At 66.6% G+C, this 18,195-nt stretch carries 15 protein-coding genes and 1 pseudogene; 8 read left to right on the forward strand and 8 right to left on the reverse strand.

Going from position 1 to position 18,195, the window contains the following annotated elements; translation table 11 throughout:
* The first annotated feature begins 61 nt into the window (after positions 1 to 61).
* The 4 genes from ACMGRF_RS12295 to ACMGRF_RS12310 all read left to right on the forward strand — a co-directional run bounded on the left by ACMGRF_RS12295 (position 62) and on the right by ACMGRF_RS12310 (position 6,671).
* Positions 62 to 2,164 carry a M13 family metallopeptidase gene (locus ACMGRF_RS12295; protein WP_111096838.1) on the forward strand — a complete coding sequence of 701 codons (2,103 nt, stop codon included), beginning with the start codon at positions 62 to 64 and terminating at the stop codon, positions 2,162 to 2,164.
* Positions 2,165 to 2,380: 216 nt separating this feature from the next.
* Positions 2,381 to 4,390 (forward strand): M13 family metallopeptidase, encoded by a 2,010-nt coding sequence (locus ACMGRF_RS12300; RefSeq protein ID WP_049417116.1) that lies wholly within the window; start codon positions 2,381 to 2,383, stop codon positions 4,388 to 4,390.
* A 126-nt stretch (positions 4,391 to 4,516) separates the two neighbouring features.
* Positions 4,517 to 5,011: a VOC family protein gene (locus tag ACMGRF_RS12305; RefSeq protein ID WP_414485250.1), complete on the forward strand. Its 495-nt coding sequence runs from the start codon at positions 4,517 to 4,519 to the stop codon at positions 5,009 to 5,011.
* 76 nt (positions 5,012 to 5,087) lie between these two features.
* Positions 5,088 to 6,671 (forward strand): phytoene desaturase family protein, encoded by a 1,584-nt coding sequence (locus ACMGRF_RS12310; protein ID WP_100478552.1) that lies wholly within the window; start codon positions 5,088 to 5,090, stop codon positions 6,669 to 6,671.
* A 105-nt stretch (positions 6,672 to 6,776) separates the two neighbouring features.
* Here ACMGRF_RS12310 and ACMGRF_RS12315 read toward each other — a convergent pair whose 3' ends face one another.
* From ACMGRF_RS12315 to ACMGRF_RS12345, 7 genes and pseudogenes are all read right to left on the reverse strand, one after another.
* Positions 6,777 to 7,451, reverse strand: a complete 675-nt coding sequence (locus tag ACMGRF_RS12315) for a rhomboid family intramembrane serine protease (RefSeq protein WP_049417113.1) — start codon at positions 7,449 to 7,451, stop codon at positions 6,777 to 6,779.
* A gap of 93 nt (positions 7,452 to 7,544) precedes the next feature.
* A complete protein-coding gene (locus ACMGRF_RS12320; protein ID WP_414485251.1) occupies positions 7,545 to 7,973 on the reverse strand; it encodes an MGMT family protein in 429 nt (142 codons plus the stop codon).
* The gene (locus ACMGRF_RS12325) at positions 7,880 to 8,800 is read right to left on the reverse strand and encodes a DMT family transporter (RefSeq protein ID WP_049417111.1); all 921 of its coding nucleotides are present in this window, start codon (positions 8,798 to 8,800) and stop codon (positions 7,880 to 7,882) included. The genes ACMGRF_RS12320 and ACMGRF_RS12325 overlap by 94 nt, the downstream gene beginning before the upstream one ends.
* A gap of 159 nt (positions 8,801 to 8,959) precedes the next feature.
* The gene (gorA, locus tag ACMGRF_RS12330; protein ID WP_414485252.1) at positions 8,960 to 10,318 is read right to left on the reverse strand and encodes a glutathione-disulfide reductase; all 1,359 of its coding nucleotides are present in this window, start codon (positions 10,316 to 10,318) and stop codon (positions 8,960 to 8,962) included.
* A pseudogene (locus tag ACMGRF_RS12335) lies at positions 10,315 to 10,473 on the reverse strand (amino acid dehydrogenase); the annotation flags it as partial. The pseudogene ACMGRF_RS12335 and the gene gorA, both read right to left, overlap by 4 nt.
* 29 nt (positions 10,474 to 10,502) lie before the next feature.
* Positions 10,503 to 11,747, reverse strand: coding sequence for a DUF418 domain-containing protein (locus tag ACMGRF_RS12340; protein WP_099496205.1), 1,245 nt, complete (start codon positions 11,745 to 11,747; stop codon positions 10,503 to 10,505).
* A gap of 99 nt (positions 11,748 to 11,846) precedes the next feature.
* Positions 11,847 to 12,329, reverse strand: a complete 483-nt coding sequence (locus tag ACMGRF_RS12345; protein ID WP_005418041.1) for an FKBP-type peptidyl-prolyl cis-trans isomerase — start codon at positions 12,327 to 12,329, stop codon at positions 11,847 to 11,849.
* A gap of 111 nt (positions 12,330 to 12,440) precedes the next feature.
* Here ACMGRF_RS12345 and ACMGRF_RS12350 point away from each other — a divergent pair, with 111 nt between their 5' ends.
* Together ACMGRF_RS12350 and ACMGRF_RS12355 are read left to right on the forward strand one after the other, a co-directional pair.
* On the forward strand, positions 12,441 to 12,980 hold the full coding sequence (locus tag ACMGRF_RS12350; protein WP_005418044.1) for a C40 family peptidase: 540 nt from the start codon (positions 12,441 to 12,443) through the stop codon (positions 12,978 to 12,980).
* A 131-nt stretch (positions 12,981 to 13,111) separates the two neighbouring features.
* Positions 13,112 to 13,885 (forward strand): C40 family peptidase, encoded by a 774-nt coding sequence (locus tag ACMGRF_RS12355; RefSeq protein WP_053090844.1) that lies wholly within the window; start codon positions 13,112 to 13,114, stop codon positions 13,883 to 13,885.
* A gap of 224 nt (positions 13,886 to 14,109) precedes the next feature.
* Here ACMGRF_RS12355 and ACMGRF_RS12360 read toward each other — a convergent pair whose 3' ends face one another.
* Positions 14,110 to 15,444, reverse strand: coding sequence for a dicarboxylate/amino acid:cation symporter (locus tag ACMGRF_RS12360; RefSeq protein ID WP_049417108.1), 1,335 nt, complete (start codon positions 15,442 to 15,444; stop codon positions 14,110 to 14,112).
* A 154-nt stretch (positions 15,445 to 15,598) separates the two neighbouring features.
* On the opposite strand from ACMGRF_RS12360, the gene ACMGRF_RS12365 reads away from it, so the two are divergent.
* Positions 15,599 to 17,305 carry an alkaline phosphatase gene (locus ACMGRF_RS12365; RefSeq protein ID WP_099496204.1) on the forward strand — a complete coding sequence of 569 codons (1,707 nt, stop codon included), beginning with the start codon at positions 15,599 to 15,601 and terminating at the stop codon, positions 17,303 to 17,305.
* Positions 17,302 to 17,847: a WG repeat-containing protein gene (locus ACMGRF_RS12370; protein ID WP_049438972.1), complete on the forward strand. Its 546-nt coding sequence runs from the start codon at positions 17,302 to 17,304 to the stop codon at positions 17,845 to 17,847. Before ACMGRF_RS12365 ends, ACMGRF_RS12370 begins: the two co-directional genes overlap by 4 nt.
* Positions 17,848 to 18,195 lie beyond the last annotated feature (348 nt).

An 18,195-nucleotide genomic window follows, 5' to 3' on the forward strand; every position in this document is an offset into this window, starting at 1 on the left:
CGTTCGGCCCACGGCCGTCCCACGGCCTTTCCCTGACTCACTCGGCCTGGAGGCCATCAAAGTGACCCGTACTCCCAAGATCGTGCTGCTGACCCTGGCCGTTTCGGCCGCGCTGGTCGGCTGCGGCAAGACTGAAACCCCGGCCAAGGACGCCACCGCCTCCACGCCGGCCGCGGCCGAAGCCACCAACTACACGCTGGACGAAAGCAAGCTGCCGGCCTACAACGCTTTCCAGCCCAGCGATCTGGATACCACCAAGGACGCCTGCGGCGCCTTCGGCGACTATGTGAACAGCAAGTGGCTGGCCGCCAATGAAATTCCGGGCGACCGCACCAGCTGGGGTGCGTTCACCATCCTCGACGAGCGCTCGGTGGCCGTGCAGCACCAGCTGGCCGAACAGGTGGCGCAGGTCAAGAATCCGAACCACATCGAGAAGATCGTCGGCGACCTGTGGGCCACCGGCATGGACGAAGCCAAGATCAACGCGCAGGGCATCGAGCCGCTGAAGGCCGACCTGGCGGCCATCGACGGCCTGCAGGACAAGGCGGCGATCGCCAACTACCTGCGCAGCAGCGCCGCCAAGGGTGACAACGTCCTGTTCGGCTTCGGTGCCGAAGCCGACTTCAAGAACTCGGCCATGAACATGGCCTACGCCAGCCAGGGCGGCCTGGGCCTGCCGGATACCACCTATTACACCGATGCCAAGAACGCCGACAAGCTGAAGGCCTACCAGGCGCACGTCGCCAAGGTGCTGGAGCTGTCCGGCGTCGCCGCGGCCGACGCGGCCAAGCAGGCCGAAGACGTGGTCAAGTTCGAAACCCGCCTGGCCAAGGCCTCCAAGTCGCGCGTCGAGCTGTCGCGCAACGTCGAGCTGTACTACAACCCGGTCACCCTGGCCGACGCCGACAAGCTGACTCCGAACTTCAGCTGGACCGAGTTCTTCAAGTCGCAGGGCGTGGCCGCGCCGGAGAAGTTCTCGCTGGCCATGCCGGCCTTCCATGAAGAAGTGAGCAAGGCGCTGGGCGATACCGACCCGTCGGTGTGGCGCGCCTACCTGCGCTTCCACACCGTGGACAGCGCCTCGCCGTACCTGGCTGACGCCTTCGTGCAGGAGAACTACGAGTTCTACGGCAAGACCCTCAACGGCCAGAAGGAACAGAAGCCGCGCTGGAAGCGCGTGCTGGGCACCATCGAGAACGATGCCGGTGAAGCCTTCGGCCAGCTGTACGTGAAGGTCGCCTTCTCGCCGGAAGCCAAGGCGAAGATGGAAGAGCTGGTGAAGAACCTGGCCGCCGCGCTGAAAGACCGCATCCAGGGCCTGAGCTGGATGAGCGAGGAAACCAAAGCCAAGGCCATCGCCAAGTGGGAGACCTTCACCCCGAAGATCGGTTACCCGGACAAGTGGCGCGACTGGTCGGGCCTGCAGACCCAGCGCGACAGCTTCCTGGGCAACGTGCGCGCGGCCAACGAGTTCAACTACAAGTTCAACCTGTCCAAGATCGGCAAGCCGGTGGACAAGACCGAGTGGGGCATGACCCCGCAGACCGTCAACGCCTACTACAACCCGCTGCAGAACGAGATCGTGTTCCCGGCCGCCATCCTGCAGCCGCCATTCTTCGATCCGAAGGCCGACGACGCGCTGAACTACGGCGGCATCGGTGCGGTGATCGGCCATGAAATGACCCACGGTTACGACGACCAGGGTGCACGCTTCGGGCCGACCGGCAACATGGAAGACTGGTGGACCCCGGCCGACAAGAAGAACTTCGAAGGCCTCACCGGCAAGCTGGTCAAGCAGTTCGACCAGTACAAGGTCGACGGCCAGGCGGTGAACGGCCACCTGACCCTGGGCGAGAACATCGCCGACCTGGGTGGCCTGGCCACCGCCTACGACGCGCTGCAGAAGGCCACCGCCGGCAAGGAAGATGCGAAGGTCGATGGCTTCACCCGCGACCAGCGCTTCTTCTTCAACTGGGCCACGGTGTGGCGTACCAAGTACACCCCGGAAAACGCCAAGGTCCGCCTGGCCACCGACCCGCACGCCCCGGCGCAGTTCCGCGCCATGGGTGCGCCGTCGAACCTGCCGACCTTCGCCGCCGCGTTCCAGTGCAAGGCCGGTTCGCCGATGGCCCGCACCGGCGAGCAGCAGGTGGTGATCTGGTAAGTCGCGGCTGACGTTGCGGCCTACCTGCAAGGGCCCGGGAATTCCCGGGCCTTTGTTTTTCACAGCGCCCGTCATCCACGCATGGCCCACGCCGTTGGTAGACGCCGACCTTGGTCGGCGCACGGCTTGGCGGAGCCACCGTGATGCGTGCATGCCGCGCCCATGCCCGGCTTGCTATAGTGCGCGCGCCCTCAATCCATCACGGATTCGTTCCACATGCCCAACTTCCGTCCGCTTGCCATCGCCCTGGGCATCAGCCTGGCGACTCTGGTCCCGACCCACGATGCGTTTGCCGCCGCCAAGAAGAAGGCCGCACGCGCCCCGGCCGTCAGCGCCCAGTGCAGCGACTTCTACGACGCCACCAATGCAGGCTGGCTGAAGGCCAACCCGGTGCCGCAGACCGGTGCCACTACCGCGCTCGGCCAGCTGGTCGACCGCAGCCGCCAGCAGCAGCGCGACCTGCTCGACGCCGCGATGAAGTCGCCGCAGGGCAACGTGCAGAAGCTGCTGGGTGACTTCTGGGCCAGCGGCCTTGACGAAGCCGCCGTGGAAGCGGACGGTTCCAATCCAATCGCCCCGCTGCTGACCCGCATCAACGCCATCAAGAAGGCCAAGGATGTGCCGGCCTCGATCGCCGCGCTGCACCAGGTGGGCATCCCGGTCGCCTTCAACTTCGGCCCGGACGTCGACCTGAAGGCGCTGGACCGCCACATTGGTTACTTCATGCAGGGCGGCATGGGCCTGCCGGATCCGGCGTTCTATACCCGCACCGACGCCGATACCGTGGCGCTGATGGGCCGCTACCGCAACTACGTCAAGCAGATCCTGGCGCTGACCGGCACCCCGGCGGCCAAGCTGGATGCCGAATCGCAGGCGGTGATCGCACTGGAGACCGAGCTGGCGCGCAACGCGCAGTCGCTGGCCGGCATCAACAACCCGTTCAACAACTACGCGCCGATCTCCACCAAGGAGCTCAACAGCCGCTACCGCAACCTGCAGCTGGACGCGTTCCTGAAGGCACAGGGCGTGGATGACGACCTGGTGTCGCTGGCCGATCCGGGCCTGTTCAAGCAGCTCGATGGCATGGTCACCAAGCTCAAGCCGGACCAGTGGAAAGCCTACCTGCGCTGGCGCGTGGGCGATTCGATGGCGCCGTACCTGTCCAAGGCCTACCGCGACGCCGAGTTCGAATTCCGCGGCCGCGTGCTGCGCGGCGAAACCCTGCCACCGCAGCGCTGGGAAAGCGTGCTCGATGCGATCAACGTGGCCGCCGGCCCGATGGTCGGCCGCGAATATGCCGCGCGCTACCTGTCGGCCGAAGATCGTCGCCAGGCGGCGTGGATCGTCGACAAGCTGCGCGAAGTACAGATCGAAGCGGTCAAGAACAACAGCTGGATGAGCGCCGAAGCCAAGGCTGAAGCGCAAGCCAAGCTGGCTGCGCTGAAGATCGAGATCGGCACGCCGCTGCGCGACCTGGACTACAGCGTGCAGCCGATGGGGCGCGGCTCGTTTGGTGGCAACATGCTGATTGCTTCGACCTGGCGCCACCGCGAGGAAATGAAGCGCATCGGCAAGGGCAATGCCGACCGCCGCTGGGACGTGCTGCCGCAGCAGCCGTCGCTGGCCTACGACCTGGCGCAGAACCGCCTGATCGTCACCGCCGCGATCCTGCAGGGCCCGGTGTTCAACGCCAAGGCCGACACCGCCGACAAATTCGGCAGCTTCGGTGGCCTGGTCGGCCATGAGCTGACCCGTGCGATCGATGCCAAGGGCGCGCTGGTCGATGCCAAGGGCGAGCTGCGCAGCTGGTGGACCCCGGCCGACAAGACCGCCTGGACCCTGCTCGGCAATCGCGTGGCCGCGCAGTACAGCGCCTACGACTTCCCGGGCGTAAAGGGTGCCAAGGTCAACGGCACGCTCACCCAGGAAGAAAACCTGGCCGACATCGCCGGCCTGGAACTGGCATGGGCGGCGTATGCTGCGCAGGAGCCCAAGGCCAAGCAGGCACAGCAGCAGGGCTTCTTCCGCGCCTGGTCGACGCTGTGGGCACAGCAGCTGTCGCCGAACGAGGCCGCGCGCCGCCTGACCGCCGACATCCGCGCACCGGGCCTGTGGCGCAGCAACGGCACGCTGGCCAACCTGCCGGCGTTCGGTGCCACCTTCAGTTGCAAGGCCGGGCAGCCGATGCAGCGCAGCGAAGCCGACCAGATCAAGGTCTGGCGCTGAGCCGGCTGCCGCACTGGTAATGCAAAGGGCGCCTTCGGGCGCCCTTATTTTTTGCGGATGCAGCACGATCCCGGGTTAACACCAGGCGTGCTATCGCTGCGCCTTCGTCCGCTGCGGAGCCCGACCATGGCCCACAAGAACACCATCTGCGTGTGGTACGACAAGGAAGCGCTCGAGGCCGCCACCTTCTATGCCAGCCTCCTGCCCGACAGCGCTGTGACTGCAGTCCATCACGCACCCGGCGACTACCCCGACGGCAAGGAAGGCAACGTACTGACGGTCGAATTCACGGTCTACGGCATCCCCTGCGTCGGCCTCAACGGCGGCACCGCGTTCAAGCACAGCGAAGCCTTCTCCTTCCAGATCCAGACCGAGGACCAGGCCGAGACTGACCGCTTGTGGGACGGCATCGTCAGCAACGGCGGACAGGAGAGCCAGTGCGGTTGGTGCAAGGACCGATGGGGCGTTTCCTGGCAGATCAGCCCACGCCTGCTGATCGAAGCGGTGACCAGCCAGGACAAGGCACTGGCCAAGCGCGCCTTCAACGCGATGATGCCGATGAAGAAGATCGACATTGCCACCATCGAAGCGGCAATCAAAAAAGGGGACGGAGGGGATTAAGTCGTTATTCCCCATTGCCGAGGACCCAATGCGACTTGCGACTTAATTCCCTCCGTCCCCTTTTTCCGAGGTGTTGATGTCCTGGGATGCGATCATCATCGGTGGCGGCCACAACGGCCTGGTCTGCGCGGCCTATCTCGCGCGCGCTGGCAAGAAGGTGCTGGTGCTGGAACGTCGTGGCGTTCTGGGCGGTGCTGCGGTCACCGAGGAATTCCACCCCGGGTTCCGCAACTCGGTGGCGTCATACACGGTGTCATTGCTGCAGCCGAAGGTAATCGACGACCTGCAGCTGCACGCGCATGGGCTGCGCATCATCAACCGCCCGGCCAACAACTTCCTGCCGCTGCAGGATGGCCGTTACCTGCTGTCGGCACCGGGCCACACCCAGGCCGAGATCGCGAAGTTTTCCGAGCGGGATGCACAGCGGCTACCCGAATACGAAGCGCGCCTGGAGATCTTCGCTGATGTGCTGCGCGCCTGGGCCCTGCGCGCGCCGCCGGACCTGGGTGCAGCAGGCGGTTGGCGTGCCCTGCCCGCCCTGTGGCAGATGGGCCGTCTCGGTCGTGAACTGGCCACGCTGGATGCCTCGCTGCGGCAGGAGCTGCTGGACCTTTTTACGCTGTCGGCGGCCGAGTACCTGGACCGCTGGTTCGAAAGCGAGCCGATCAAGGCGCTGTTCGGCTTCGATGGCATCGTCGGCAACTACGCAAGCCCGTATACACCGGGCAGTGCCTACGTGCTGCTGCACCACGTATTCGGCCAGTGCAATGGCATGAAAGGTGCGTGGGGCCATGCGATCGGCGGCATGGGCGCGATCAGCCAGGCCATCGCCACTGCCGCGCGGGAGGCCGGGGCTGAGCTGCGCGTGGATGCCGGTGTGCAACGCCTGCTGATCGAGCAGGGTCGTGTCGTGGGCGTGGTGCTGGCCAATGGCGAAATCCTGCGCGCACGCGCGATGATCGCCAACGTCAATCCAAAGCTGCTGTACGAGCAGATGCTGGCACCGGAGCAGGTACCGGACGCAACGCGAGAACGCATGGCGAACTGGCGCTGCGGTTCCGGCACGTTCCGGATGAATGTCGCGCTGTCGCAGCTGCCGGACTTCCGCGCCCTGCCCGGTCCCGGCGATCACCTCAGCGCCGGCATCATCATGGCCCCAAGCTTGGATTACATGGACCGTGCCTGGCTGGATGCGCGTCGCAATGGCTGGTCACGCGAACCGATCGTGGAAATGCTCATTCCCAGCACGCTGGACGATTCGCTGGCGCCGCCGGGGAAGCACGTCGCCAGCCTGTTCTGCCAGCACGTGGCGCCGGTGCTGCCCGGTGGGCGTCACTGGGATGATCATCGTGAAACGGTGGCCGATCTGATGATCGCCACCGTTGAACGATATGCGCCGGGTTTCGCTGGCAGCGTACTGGGCCGCCAGGTGCTGTCACCGCTGGATCTGGAGCGCACCTTCGGCCTGATCGGCGGCGATATCTTCCACGGAGCGCTCAGTGCCAACCAGTTGTTCTCGGCACGGCCGATGGTTGGCCAGGCTGGCTATCGTGGTGCCCTGCCCGGCCTGTATCTGTGTGGGTCGGGAACACATCCCGGGGGTGGCGTGACCGGCGCGCCAGGTCACAATGCGGCGCAGGTGGTGTTGCAGGATCTGTAGAGGCATGCCGACCAACGGTCGGCACCTACCGCGTCAAATGATCCTGGCCAAGGTGTGCCAACCAAGGTTGGCACCTGCCCCGCGTGAAGCGAGGCGCATCGCGTCTCACTTCACGCTGCGCAGATGGTTCGGGCGCTTCGGTGGGCCCGGCGGGCGGCGCTTGTTGAACGGCGGCTGCCCGCGCCAGTAGCGGATCAGCAACCAGCCGAACAACATGCCGCCCAGGTGCGCGAAGTGGGCCACGCCCGGCTGCAAGCCGGTCATGCCCAGCACCAGTTCGCCCACGCCGAACAGGATCACGAAGGTACGCGCCTTCATCGGGATCGGCGGGAACAGCAGCATCACCCGCTGGTTCGGGAACAGCATGCCGTAGGCCAGCAACAGGCCGAACACGCCGCCGGAGGCCCCCAGCACCGTGGCCGGGTTCTCCAGCAGCGTACCCACCAGCAGCTGGCAGACACCGGCACCGGCTACGCAGACCAGGTAATACAGCAGGAAGCGCTTTTCACCCCAGGTCTGCTCCAGCGGCGCGCCGAACATGAAGACCGCCAGCATGTTGAAGAACAGATGCATGAAGCTGCCATGCAGGAAACCGTAAGTCAGCAGCTGCCAAAGCTGGAAGTTGCCACCCGGCGAGAACGCATCGAAGCCCTGCTGCAACGGTTGCAGCATGAACGGCTCGAAGGTCTGCATGCCGAGCAGGAACGGCTGCTGCAGCAGGAACAGGATCGCGTTGGCGATCAGCAGGGCCTTGGTGACGGTTGGCAGTCGCGGGAACATGGGAGCACCGGCATGGAACGACCTCCATCATAGCCGCAGCACCGCGCCTTGTTGGCGACCCGCAGGTCCGGCCTGTTCAGTCGCCGGGGGCGCTCAGCCCGGCCCCCATACGGCAGCATCCAGCGCTACCGCCGGATCGGTCGTGGGCATCCGCACCCGGCCGTTCTCAACCACCACGCCCTCGGCACGCAGCCGCTGCGACTGCTCGCGCCAGCCCGCCGACCCTTCTTCCATGGCGATGCGCCCATCCGAGCGCAGCACGCGGTGCCAGGGCAGCTCCGGGTCGTCGTTCTGGCCCAGGATGCGCGCGGTCAGGCGTGCACGCCCGGGCAGGCCCGCGCGCATCGCCACCTGCCCGTACCCCATCACCTGCCCCGCCGGGATCGCGCGGATCACCGCCAGGATGCGCGCACGCGCCTGCTCCGGCGTCAGCGCCGCAGGCGGGTCACCAGCAGAACGCCGATCAGCACCAGCACGGTGCCGGCGATCTGTGCCGGCCCCATCGGTTCGTCGAGCAGCCATAGGCTCATCACGATGGTGGAAACAGGGCCCAGCATACCGACCTGCGCGGCCAGCGACGAACCCACGCGCTGCACCGCCAGCATGATCGCCAGCACCGGCAGCACCGTGCACACGGTGGCGTTGACCAGCGACAACCACTGTACCGGTGCCGGTGCCTGCCACAGCAGTGGCAGCGGATGGGTCACCGCGAAATGCAGCAGCACCAGCACGCCCGCCACGCAGCTGGCATAGGCGGTCAGCCGCACCGCGCCGATGCGCGCCACCACCTGCCCACTGCCGAACAGGTACAGCGCGTAGCTGAGCGCACTGCCGAGCACCAGCAGGCTGCCGACGATGATCTGGCCGCCCTCGCGCTGCAGATCGTGGCCGAACGCCAGCAGCACGCCCAGATAGCTCAGCACCAGCGCGCCGATCTGCCAGCGTCCCGGCCGCTGCCGCGCCAGCAGCACGTTGATCAGCAGCACCAGGGTCGGGTTCAAGTACAGGATCAGCCGTTCCAGCGTCACGCTGATGTATTGCAGGCCCTGGAAATCGAGCAGGCTGGACAGGTAATAGCCGGTGAAGCCCAGCCACAGCACGCGGGCACGGTCGGCCCAGGACAGCGGCGTGGCCCGGCGCGCGGCCCACAAGGCCATCAACGCGAATAAGGGCAGCGCCATCAGCATGCGCAGGGCGAGCAGCGTGGTGGCATCCACGCCATGGCGCAGGCCGAGCTTGACGATGATGGCCTTGCCGGAAGCAGCAATGGCGCCGATCGCAGCCAGGCCGATCCCCCCCAGCGCGATGCGGGGGGAAGCCGTAGCGATGCGGGAAGCGGGAGTGGACATCAGGACGACGGCGGGCCGCGCAGAGCGGCCCGGTAAGGCGTGGGGGCGCCCATTGTCGCATGGGGGCGCCTGCTGTCCCGTGGCGTCGAGCCCGCGCTCGACTCCGCCAAGCCGGGGCGAAAAGCAGCCGAGCGTGGGCTCGGCGCTACAACGGGCACGTCAGCGCATCAGCACCACTTCCTCGGCCGAGGTCGGGTGGATCGCCACGGTAGCGTCGAACTGGGCCTTGGTCGCGCCCATCTTCACTGCCACGGCAAAGCCCTGCAGGATCTCGTCGGCCGCTTCGCCCAGCAGGTGGATACCCACCACGCGCTCCTCCGGGCCCGCGCACACCATCTTGAACAGGCTGCGCTGGGTGCCGTTGGCCAGCGCCTGCAGCATCGGGCGGAAACGGCTGTGGTAAACGCTCACCTGGTCGAAACGCGCGCGCGCTTCCTCTTCGCTCATGCCCACTGCACCCAGCGGCGGGTGCGAGAACACCACGCTGGCCACGTTCTCGTAATCCATCTTCGATTGCGGACGACCACCAAACAGGCGGTCCATCAGCCGCCGTGAAGCGGCCACCGCGACCGGGGTCAGGCCAACCTTTCCGGCGATGTCACCGACCGCGTGCACGCTCGGCACAGAGGTGGTCTGCCATTCGTCCACCTGCACCTGCTCGTGCTCTCCGATGCCGATGCCGAGCGCTTCCAGGCCCAGGCCCCGGCTGTTGCCCCGGCGGCCGGCAGCGAAGAACACCGCATCGAACACACTGTCGAGTGGGCCGTCATGGCCGAACGCACGCACACGCTCACCGTCGCGCTGCAGTTCGCGCAGCCGGTAGCCGAAATGGATCCGCACGCCCTGCTGCTTCAGGTTCTCGGCCAGCTGGTCGGTCAACTCGTAGTCGAAGCGCTCCAGCAACCGCTTGCCCCGCACCAGCAGGCTCACCTTGCTGCCCAGTGCCTGCAGCAACCCGGCCAGTTCCACCGCGATGTAGCCACCACCAATGATCGCCACCTCGGCCGGTGCCGCACGCAGATCGAAGAAGTCATCGGAAACCAGGCCCAGTTCCGCGCCGGGAATATCCGGACGCAGCGGATGCGCACCGGTGGCGATCAGGATGTGTTCAGCGCTGTAACGCACGCCATCGCTGCAGGCCACGGTATGCGCATCGAGCAGATGACCGCGCGCCGGAATGCGCACCACGCCGGTTTCGTCCAGGCGCTTGTGGTAGCTGGTGTGGATGTTGCTGATGTAGGCCTGGCGATGGATCACCAGCTCCTTCCACGACAATGCCGGGCGTGCCTTGACATCGAAACCCATCGCACTGGCCAGGCCGATGCGCTCGTGCAGGTCGGCCGCCAGCCACATGGCCTTCTTCGGCACGCAGCCGACGTTGACGCAGGTCCCGCCCAGTTCGCCGGGTTCCAGCAGCGCCACGCGCTTGCCGTGCTGCGCGGCGCGGATCGCGCCAGCCAGGCCGGCGGAACCACCGCCAAGGACGATCAGGTCGTAATCATAGGGTGCAGTGCTCATCGGAATCGCTCGGGTCGGTAAGGGGCAGGATCGATCGCTGGCGTGCGGCCGCAGACGAGATCGGCGATCAGCTGGCCGGTGCCGGCGCTCATGCTGATGCCGAGCATGCCACGCCCCGCTGCAAGCCAGACGTGAGGATGCGCGGGCGCGCGGCCGGTCAGCACAGCGCATGCGCGCCCATCGCTCACCCCTGCTCCGTCCTGCGCCGCATCGATGGCCACTGCCGATAGGTCATCGCACGCCACACCCACTCGATCGGGCCGAAGCGGAAATGGCGCAGCCACAGGTGCGAGAAGACCACCTGCGCGGCAAACAGCAGCAGCGCGAACAACAGCTGCACGCTGCGCGGCATCGTCTCGAACCTGCCCAGGCCATAGTGGTAGAAGGTCCAGGTACACAGCAGCGACTGGCCAAGATAGTGGGTCAGCGCCATGCGCCCGACCGGTGCCAGCCAGGCCAACCGCGCACGCCAATGCACGATCCACGCGAGGTAACCCAGGCACATCGGCAGGCCACCGATCGTCACCAGCGCCATCGCCGCCGTCACCGGCAGGTTGTAGGCGCCGGGTGCAAGGTAGGGTTTCCAGGCAACACCCAGCAGTGTGACCACAAGGCCCAGCGGCAGTGCCCCCCAACGCAGCACCGCGTACAGCCGCGGAAAGCGCTCCGGCGTCGCCAACGCGCCGCTGCCGGCGAACCAGCTGCCGATCAGGAACATGCCCAGCACTTCCGGGCCGGTGATCAGCAGCGCGCCCATCGAAGTGCCGAACTCGCTCAGGCGCTGCACAGTGGCCTGCGCCCAGCTGCCCTGCCCGTACACCTGCCGCTGCAGATCGATGCTCTGCTGCGCCTCGGCAAGCATGCCCCGCACCTCTTCGGCCGAAGCCATCGACACCATCGCGCCGACCAGCAGCATCAGCGCAACGCCGCCCAGATAGACGATCACGCCCATCCACGGCAGCCAGCTGCGCGGGGCCTCGCGGCAGGCCAGCAACGGCAACGAGACCAACGCGTACATCACGAGGATGTCGCCGGACCAGACCAGCAGCGCGTGGCACAGGCCGATCAGCAGCAAGCCAGCGCTGCGGCGCAGGTAGAACGGGGTGAAGTCGCGCCCGGCGGCCTCAGCGCGCTGCGCCATCACCGCGAAGCCGGCGCCGAACAGCAGCGAGAACAGGGTGAAGAACTTGCCCTGCACGAACACGTACACAAAGGCATCGGCCCAGTAGTCGATGCCCTGCCAACGCACGTCGATGCCGGTGAAGGCCAGATCCAGCGGTCCGCTGAAGGCCTCGATGTTCATCAGCAGGATGCCCAGCAGCGCGGCACCGCGCAGCACGTCCAGCACGGCGATGCGTTCGCCGGAAGCCACCGGCTGCAGGGAAGGAGAAGCGGCGTTCACGGGGCGTCCGTCAGGCAGGTCCGCCATTATGCCGCCGGCCCGCACGCCATGGATGGCCGCGCCGTGTTCCAGAAACGCAACGGCCCGCCGAAGCGGGCCGCTGCATCCATCACGATCGCGCTGCGATCAGTGCTGGTGACCACCGTCGCCGTGGACGTGGCCGTGGTCGATCTCTTCCTTGCCGGCTTCGCGCACGTCGACGATCTCGACGTCGAAGTGCAGGTCCTTGCCGGCCATCGGGTGGTTCAGGTCGACGTCGACGACGCTCATGCCGACCTTCTGCACGGTCACCGCACGCGGGCCGAAGTTGGTCTGCAGCACGACCTGCTGGCCCGGGGCCAGCTTGGTGTTGCCGAAGTGCTTCTTCGGCACGCGCTGGGACAGGCCTTCACGACGCTCGCCGTAGGCATCAGCCGCCTTGACGTCGACGTTGAAGGTCGCGCCGGCTTCCTTGTCCATCATGGCGTTTTCCAGGCCCGGGATGATGTTGCCGTGGCCGATCAGGATCGCCAGCGGCTCGCCGCGGTCCTTGGACGACTCAATCGGCTCCTGGCCGACTTCGGAAACGGTGTAGTGGAAGCGGACAACGCGGTCTTTTTCGATCTTCATGCGCAACTCTGTCTGGATCTGCCGGAGGCAGGCGGGTTGGGGCGGGTTGTCGCCCGGCGGGGACGCCGCCATCATGACGGCCAATCCAAGGTGGCGCATTATCCGGAGATCATGCACATCACGCCAGTTTCGTCCGGCCCGCGCCGGTTTCTCGCCCCGGCCCTGCTGCTGGCCCTGCCCGTGTTGATGACGGCCTGTGGAGGCGGCAAGGCCACCCGCCCGGCGCCGCCCCCGCCGACGGCGAACTGGCCGAAGACCGTGCCGGACAACCCCGAGGCCGCCAACTCGGTGCTGATGCGGGCCATCAGCCTGGTCGGCACGCCCTACCGCTATGGCGGCAACACCCCGGATTCGGGCTTCGACTGCAGCGGCCTGGTCGCCTATGTCTATCGCGAGATGCTGGACCTGCGACTGCCGCGCACCTCGCGCGACCTGGCCGCGGTACAGGGCCCGAAGATCGATCCGCAGCGCCTGGCCACCGGCGATCTGGTGTTCTTCGGCAGCCGCGGCAGCGTCACCCATGTCGGCATCTATGTAGGTGAGGGGCGCTTCGTGCATGCGCCGAGCACCGGCGGCACCGTGCGCCTCGACTCGCTCAGCGGTCCCTACTGGAAGGACCACTACACAGGGGCGAAACGCGTCCTTCGCTAAAATGAACAGGCGATATGTTCAAAACTGTGACGTAAATCACTGCCGGTATAACGTTTTACTAACGGAATTTTTAACTTATCGGCGCTTTTACAGGGCATGATGCCCCATCGTTTTTTTCCTGTGACCGACGCGTGACGACTGACGACCTGAAAAGCGAAGGCCAGACTTCCGTATCTTCACGCAGTGCCCGCCCGTTGTTGCTTGGCCTGGCACTGTGCCTGACCAGCCTTCCGGCCTGGTCGCAGACTGCTCCGAACCGTTCCGATGTACCCCCGGCCCCGATGGCCGAGAACACCGCCCGACCGGCCGCCAAGGCCGAGGCTGCCGCTCCGCAGCGCAGCCGAGTCGATGCCGCCGCCAGTGCCACGCTGGCCGCCCTGCTGCCGCACCTGGCCGCCAACGACACCATTCCGCTGATGGACCGCTCGGCCGTGGTGGCCGGTGACCTCAGCCGCCTGCTCGCCAACTACGACACCAGCAGCGCCACCAATGGCAGCGTTGTCGGTACCGCCGCCGACAACGGCAAGGTGCAGTCGCTGCTGCGGCGCGCGATGACCCTGCTGGGCACCCCGTATCGTTGGGGTGGCAGCAACCCGGACAGCGGTTTCGACTGCAGCGGCCTGGTCGGTTATGTGTTCCGTTCGGCCCTGGGCATCGAGCTGCCGCGCGTCTCGCGCGAGATGGCCCACGATGACAATGCCGAACTGATCAACGACCGTACCGCACTGGCCGCCGGTGACCTGGTGTTCTTCGGTCGCAAGGGCCGTGTTGACCACGTCGGCATCTACGTGGGCGACGGCCGCTTCCTGCACGCACCGAGCTCAGGCAAGGACGTGCGCGTGGACACCCTGCTCAGTGGCTACTGGGGCAACAAGTTCATGCAGGCCCGCCGGGTCGACCTCTGATCCGACCAGTTGGCGCTACCGCGCCGGCTGACACGAAAAGCCGCTGCCCTGCAGCGGCTTTTTTTGTTGGGCCCGTTATGGATGGGTAGCTGCCGACCTTGGTCGGCACTCTCCATCCACGCATGGCGTGGATCTACCAGGTGCCCGCCTCGGTCGGTACCGCGCAAGCCACCTCCCAAGCAAAAGGCCCGCCGGTCAGGCGGGCCTTTCATCTCCAAGCAACCTCAGCCGCGTGGCGGAGTCGGGTCAGGATCGTCCACGCCCACATTGCTGGACGGATTGTCATACACCGCTTGGTCGAGCAGCCCGGTTTCCTTGGCCACGAGCACCGGCACCAGCATCTGGCCCGTCACATTCGTCATCGTGCGCATCATGTCCAGGATGCGGTCGATGGCATACAGGTAACCGATGGTCTCCAGCGGCAGGTTCGCCGCGCTCAGCACCACCGTGGCCATGATCACCGCAGTACCCGGCACGCCGGCGGTACCGAAGCTGCCCAGCACCGAAGCGATCAGCACCACCACGTACTGCTCCGGGGTCAGCGGCACACCGCTGTACTGCGCGATGAACACCGCGCACAGCGCCGGATAGATCGCGCCGCAGCCGTCCATCTTGATGCTCGCGCCCAGCGGCACCGCGAACGAACCGTAGTCCTTGTTCACGCCCAGGTTGTGGGTGATCGAACGCAGCGCCACCGGCATCGCAGCGAAGCTGGACGAGCTGACGAACGCAACCTGCATGCCCGGCGCCGCGCCCCGGAAGAACTTCAGCGGGTTCAGGCCGTGCGCCAGCAGCAGCGCGCTGTAGACCACCACGATGTGCAGCGCACAGGCCACGTACAACGCCAGCACGAAATGGCCCAGCGGCAGCAGCTTCTCGAACCCATAGCTGCCGACCAGGCCTGCGATCAGGCCGAAGGTGCCGATCGGGGTGACTTCCAGCACGAAGCGGGTCACCTGGATCATGATGTCGCTCATCTGGCCGACCAGCTTGCGCGCCTCGGTCACCTTCTCGCCCAGCTTGACGATGGCAAAGCCCACCAGGCCGGCGAAGAAGATCACCGGCAGGATCGAGCCGCGACCCGCGGCCAGCACGGTCTCACCGGCCGCGTTGACCTTGGTGCCGATGCCGGACAGCGCATAGAAGACATTGGCCGGCACCACGTCCAGCAGCACCTGCACCACGCTGGGCACTTCACGCGGCACGTAGTTGCTGGCCATCGTCAGCTGCAGGCCACCCGCGCCGGGCTGCAGCACGGTGCCCACGCCCAGCCCGACGCACACCGCCAATGCAGCGGTGATCACGAACCACAGGAAGGTACGGCCACTGAGCGCGGCCACCGACTTCTGCCCGTGCAGCGACGAGATCGCGTTGATGACCGCGAAGAACACCAGTGGCACGGCGATCATCTTGATCAGGGTGACGTACAGCTCGCCGAGCGGGCCGAACCACGTTTCCGCGGCGGGGCCGAGCGCCCAGCCGGCCAGCGCACCGAGCACGAAGCCACCGACCACGCGCTGCCAGAATGGAATCCGCAGCCAGGCAGAGACCAGCTTCATAGGCAATCCAGAGGGGAAGGAAGGGATGCTGGCACGATAGCCCAAGGCAGCCCGCAGAACGACCGCCCGGCCGGCAAATCAGTGTGTCATCGGCGTGCCTTGCGAGGGCGGGCATAATGAATGTCCCGTTACAGTTTGTGAGATCCCTGCGTCCATGCGCCGTTCTGTCTCCCTGTTGGCCGCCTGCGCCACCACCCTGCTGCTCGGCGCCTGCGCCAGCACCTCCCCTGCCTCCACCCCGGCCGGCCTGAAGATCGCCGTCGACCCGGTCGCCCACCCGGCCGGCGAAACCCCGCAGTGGTGGTACCGCAGCGGCGCCGCCCAGGCTGCGGCCAACGGTGCGATGTCCGGCAAGGCCAAGAACGTCATCCTGTTCCTCGGTGACGGCATGAGCCTGACCACCGTGGCCGCCTCGCGCATCTACGAGGGCCAGCGCAAGGGCGGCTCCGGCGAAGAGAACCTGCTGTCGTGGGAACGCTTCCCGGCCACGGCGTTCAGCAAGACCTACAACACCGATTCGCAGACCCCGGATTCGGCCGGCACCATGACCGCCATCACGACCGGCGTGAAGACCCACATGGGCGCGATCGGTGTCAGCGCCGGCAGCCGCACCGACTGCGCCGACAGTCTGTCCAAGGGCCTGCTGACCTGGCTGCAGCTGGCCGACAGCGCCGGCCTGGCTACCGGTGTGGTGTCCACCGCGCGCCTGACCCATGCCACCCCTGCTGCCACCTATGCGCACTCGCCCGAGCGCAACTGGGAAAACGACACCGACCTGACCGAGGCGGCCAAGGCCGCGGGCTGCAAGGACATCGCCCAGCAGCTGCTGTCGACCTCGCGCTACGGCCGGGGCCCGCTGGTCGCCCTGGGTGGCGGTCGCGGTGAATTCACCACCGTCGAAGAGCGCGATCCGGAATACGACGACAAGGTCGGCCAGCGCCTGGATGGTCGCAGCCTGGTGCAGGAATGGCAGCAGGCGCACCCGCAGGGCGCCTACGTGTGGAACAGCAGGCAGCTGGCCGCCGCCGCCAATGCACCGGCCATCCTCGGCCTGTTCGAGCCGGACCACATGCGCTACGAATACGAGCGCCCGCAGGATCCGGGCGGCGAGCCGAGCCTGGCTGAACTGACGGCGGCAGCGATCAGGAATCTGTCGAAGCACCCGGAAGGCTACGTGCTGATGATCGAAGGGGCGCGCATCGACCACGCCAATCACAGCGGCAACGCCTACCGTGCACTGACCGAGACCGTGGCGCTGTCCGACGCGGTGCGCGTGGCCAACGAGCTGACCTCGGCCGACGACACCCTGATCATCGTCACCGCCGACCACTCGCACACGCTGAACTTCGTCGGCTACCCGGCGCGCGGCAACCCGATCCTGGGCAAGGTGAAGGACAAGGGCGGCGAAGATGGCGCCGGCAAGCTGGACTACGCACTGGATGGCACCGGCCAGCCGTACACCACGCTGAGCTACGCCAATGGCCCGGGCCACACCGGCAGCAGCAACCAGCAGCCGGCCGGCCCGAAGCGTTACCCGCACAACCCGAGCAGCTTCGAACCGGCCAACGGCCGCCCGAACCTGCGCGAGGTCGACACCGAGCATCCGGACTACATGCAGGAGGCGCTGGTGCCGATGAAGTCCGAGTCGCACGGCGGCGAGGACGTCGGCATCTGGGCGCGCGGCCCGGGCAGCAAGGCGATCCGCGGCACGCTGGAACAGAATGCGATCTACCACATGATCGTGCAGGCCACTCCGGCCCTGCGCGAGCGCCTGTGCCAGGCCGGTACCTGCGATGACAAGGGCGTGCCGGTGCAGCTGCCGGCACCGACGGCGTTCGAACGCAAGGCCGAGGCCAAGTGATCGTGCGGCAGGCCCGCCCTGCCCCTGCCAGCGGCCGCTTCGCGCGGTCGCTGGCCCTGCTCGGCGTGCTGGCCAGTGCCAGCGCGCTGGCACAGGCACCGGCATGCAAGCTGCTGACCGACGAACACGGATTGTGGCCGCTGCCCAACTGCGAGGTGGTCGGTCACCAGCTGAAGATCAGCGCCGATACGCTGAAGGACCTGAACTACGACGACCACGGCCTGGCCGTGGTGTATGCCGACCAGGGCTTCCACTACGTCGACCGCACGGGCCGCAGCCTGCCGGTGCTGACCTGGGACAATGGCCCGGAAACGCCGCAGGAAGGCCTGCTGCGCGGCCGCGTCGGCAATCGCGTGGGCTACTTCGATCTGGAATTCCGCCAGGTGGTACCGGGCACCTTCGATTTCGCCTGGCCGTTCCAGGATGGCGTGGCCGAGGTCTGCAACGGCTGCCGCCGCGGCACGCCGGACGCCGATGGCCACACGCCGATGGAAGGCGGAGAGTGGTTCCGCATCGACCGCGCGGGCCGCCGGGTGAAGTAGGTTTTTCGGCAGGGCTGCGCCCTGCACCCTGCTACACGCCAGAGCAACAGCAACGGCCAAAGCAACAGCAACAGCAACAGCGTGCATTCCGTGGGTTGGCGGGGCACTGTGGGTTTGCGGGGACGCCGTAAACCCGTCCCTGGGGGCTTGGTCGCCGCATCCATGCGGCTCACACCCCGCAAACCCACAGTGCCCCGCCTTCGACAGTTTGCCGGCGGCTGTTGGTAGGTGTCGACCTTGGTCGACACATCTGTCAGATATCGAAATAAATCGGGGTCAGATCCGTTTTCCGCAGGAAAACGGATCTGACCCCAAGAGCAGTTCCGACAGTTCGCAGGAAACTGTCGA

Origin of the sequence: Stenotrophomonas sp. EMP41, from assembly GCF_047495535.1 — a bacterium.
In the GTDB taxonomy this organism is placed as follows: Bacteria; Pseudomonadota; Gammaproteobacteria; order Xanthomonadales; family Xanthomonadaceae; genus Stenotrophomonas; species Stenotrophomonas sepilia.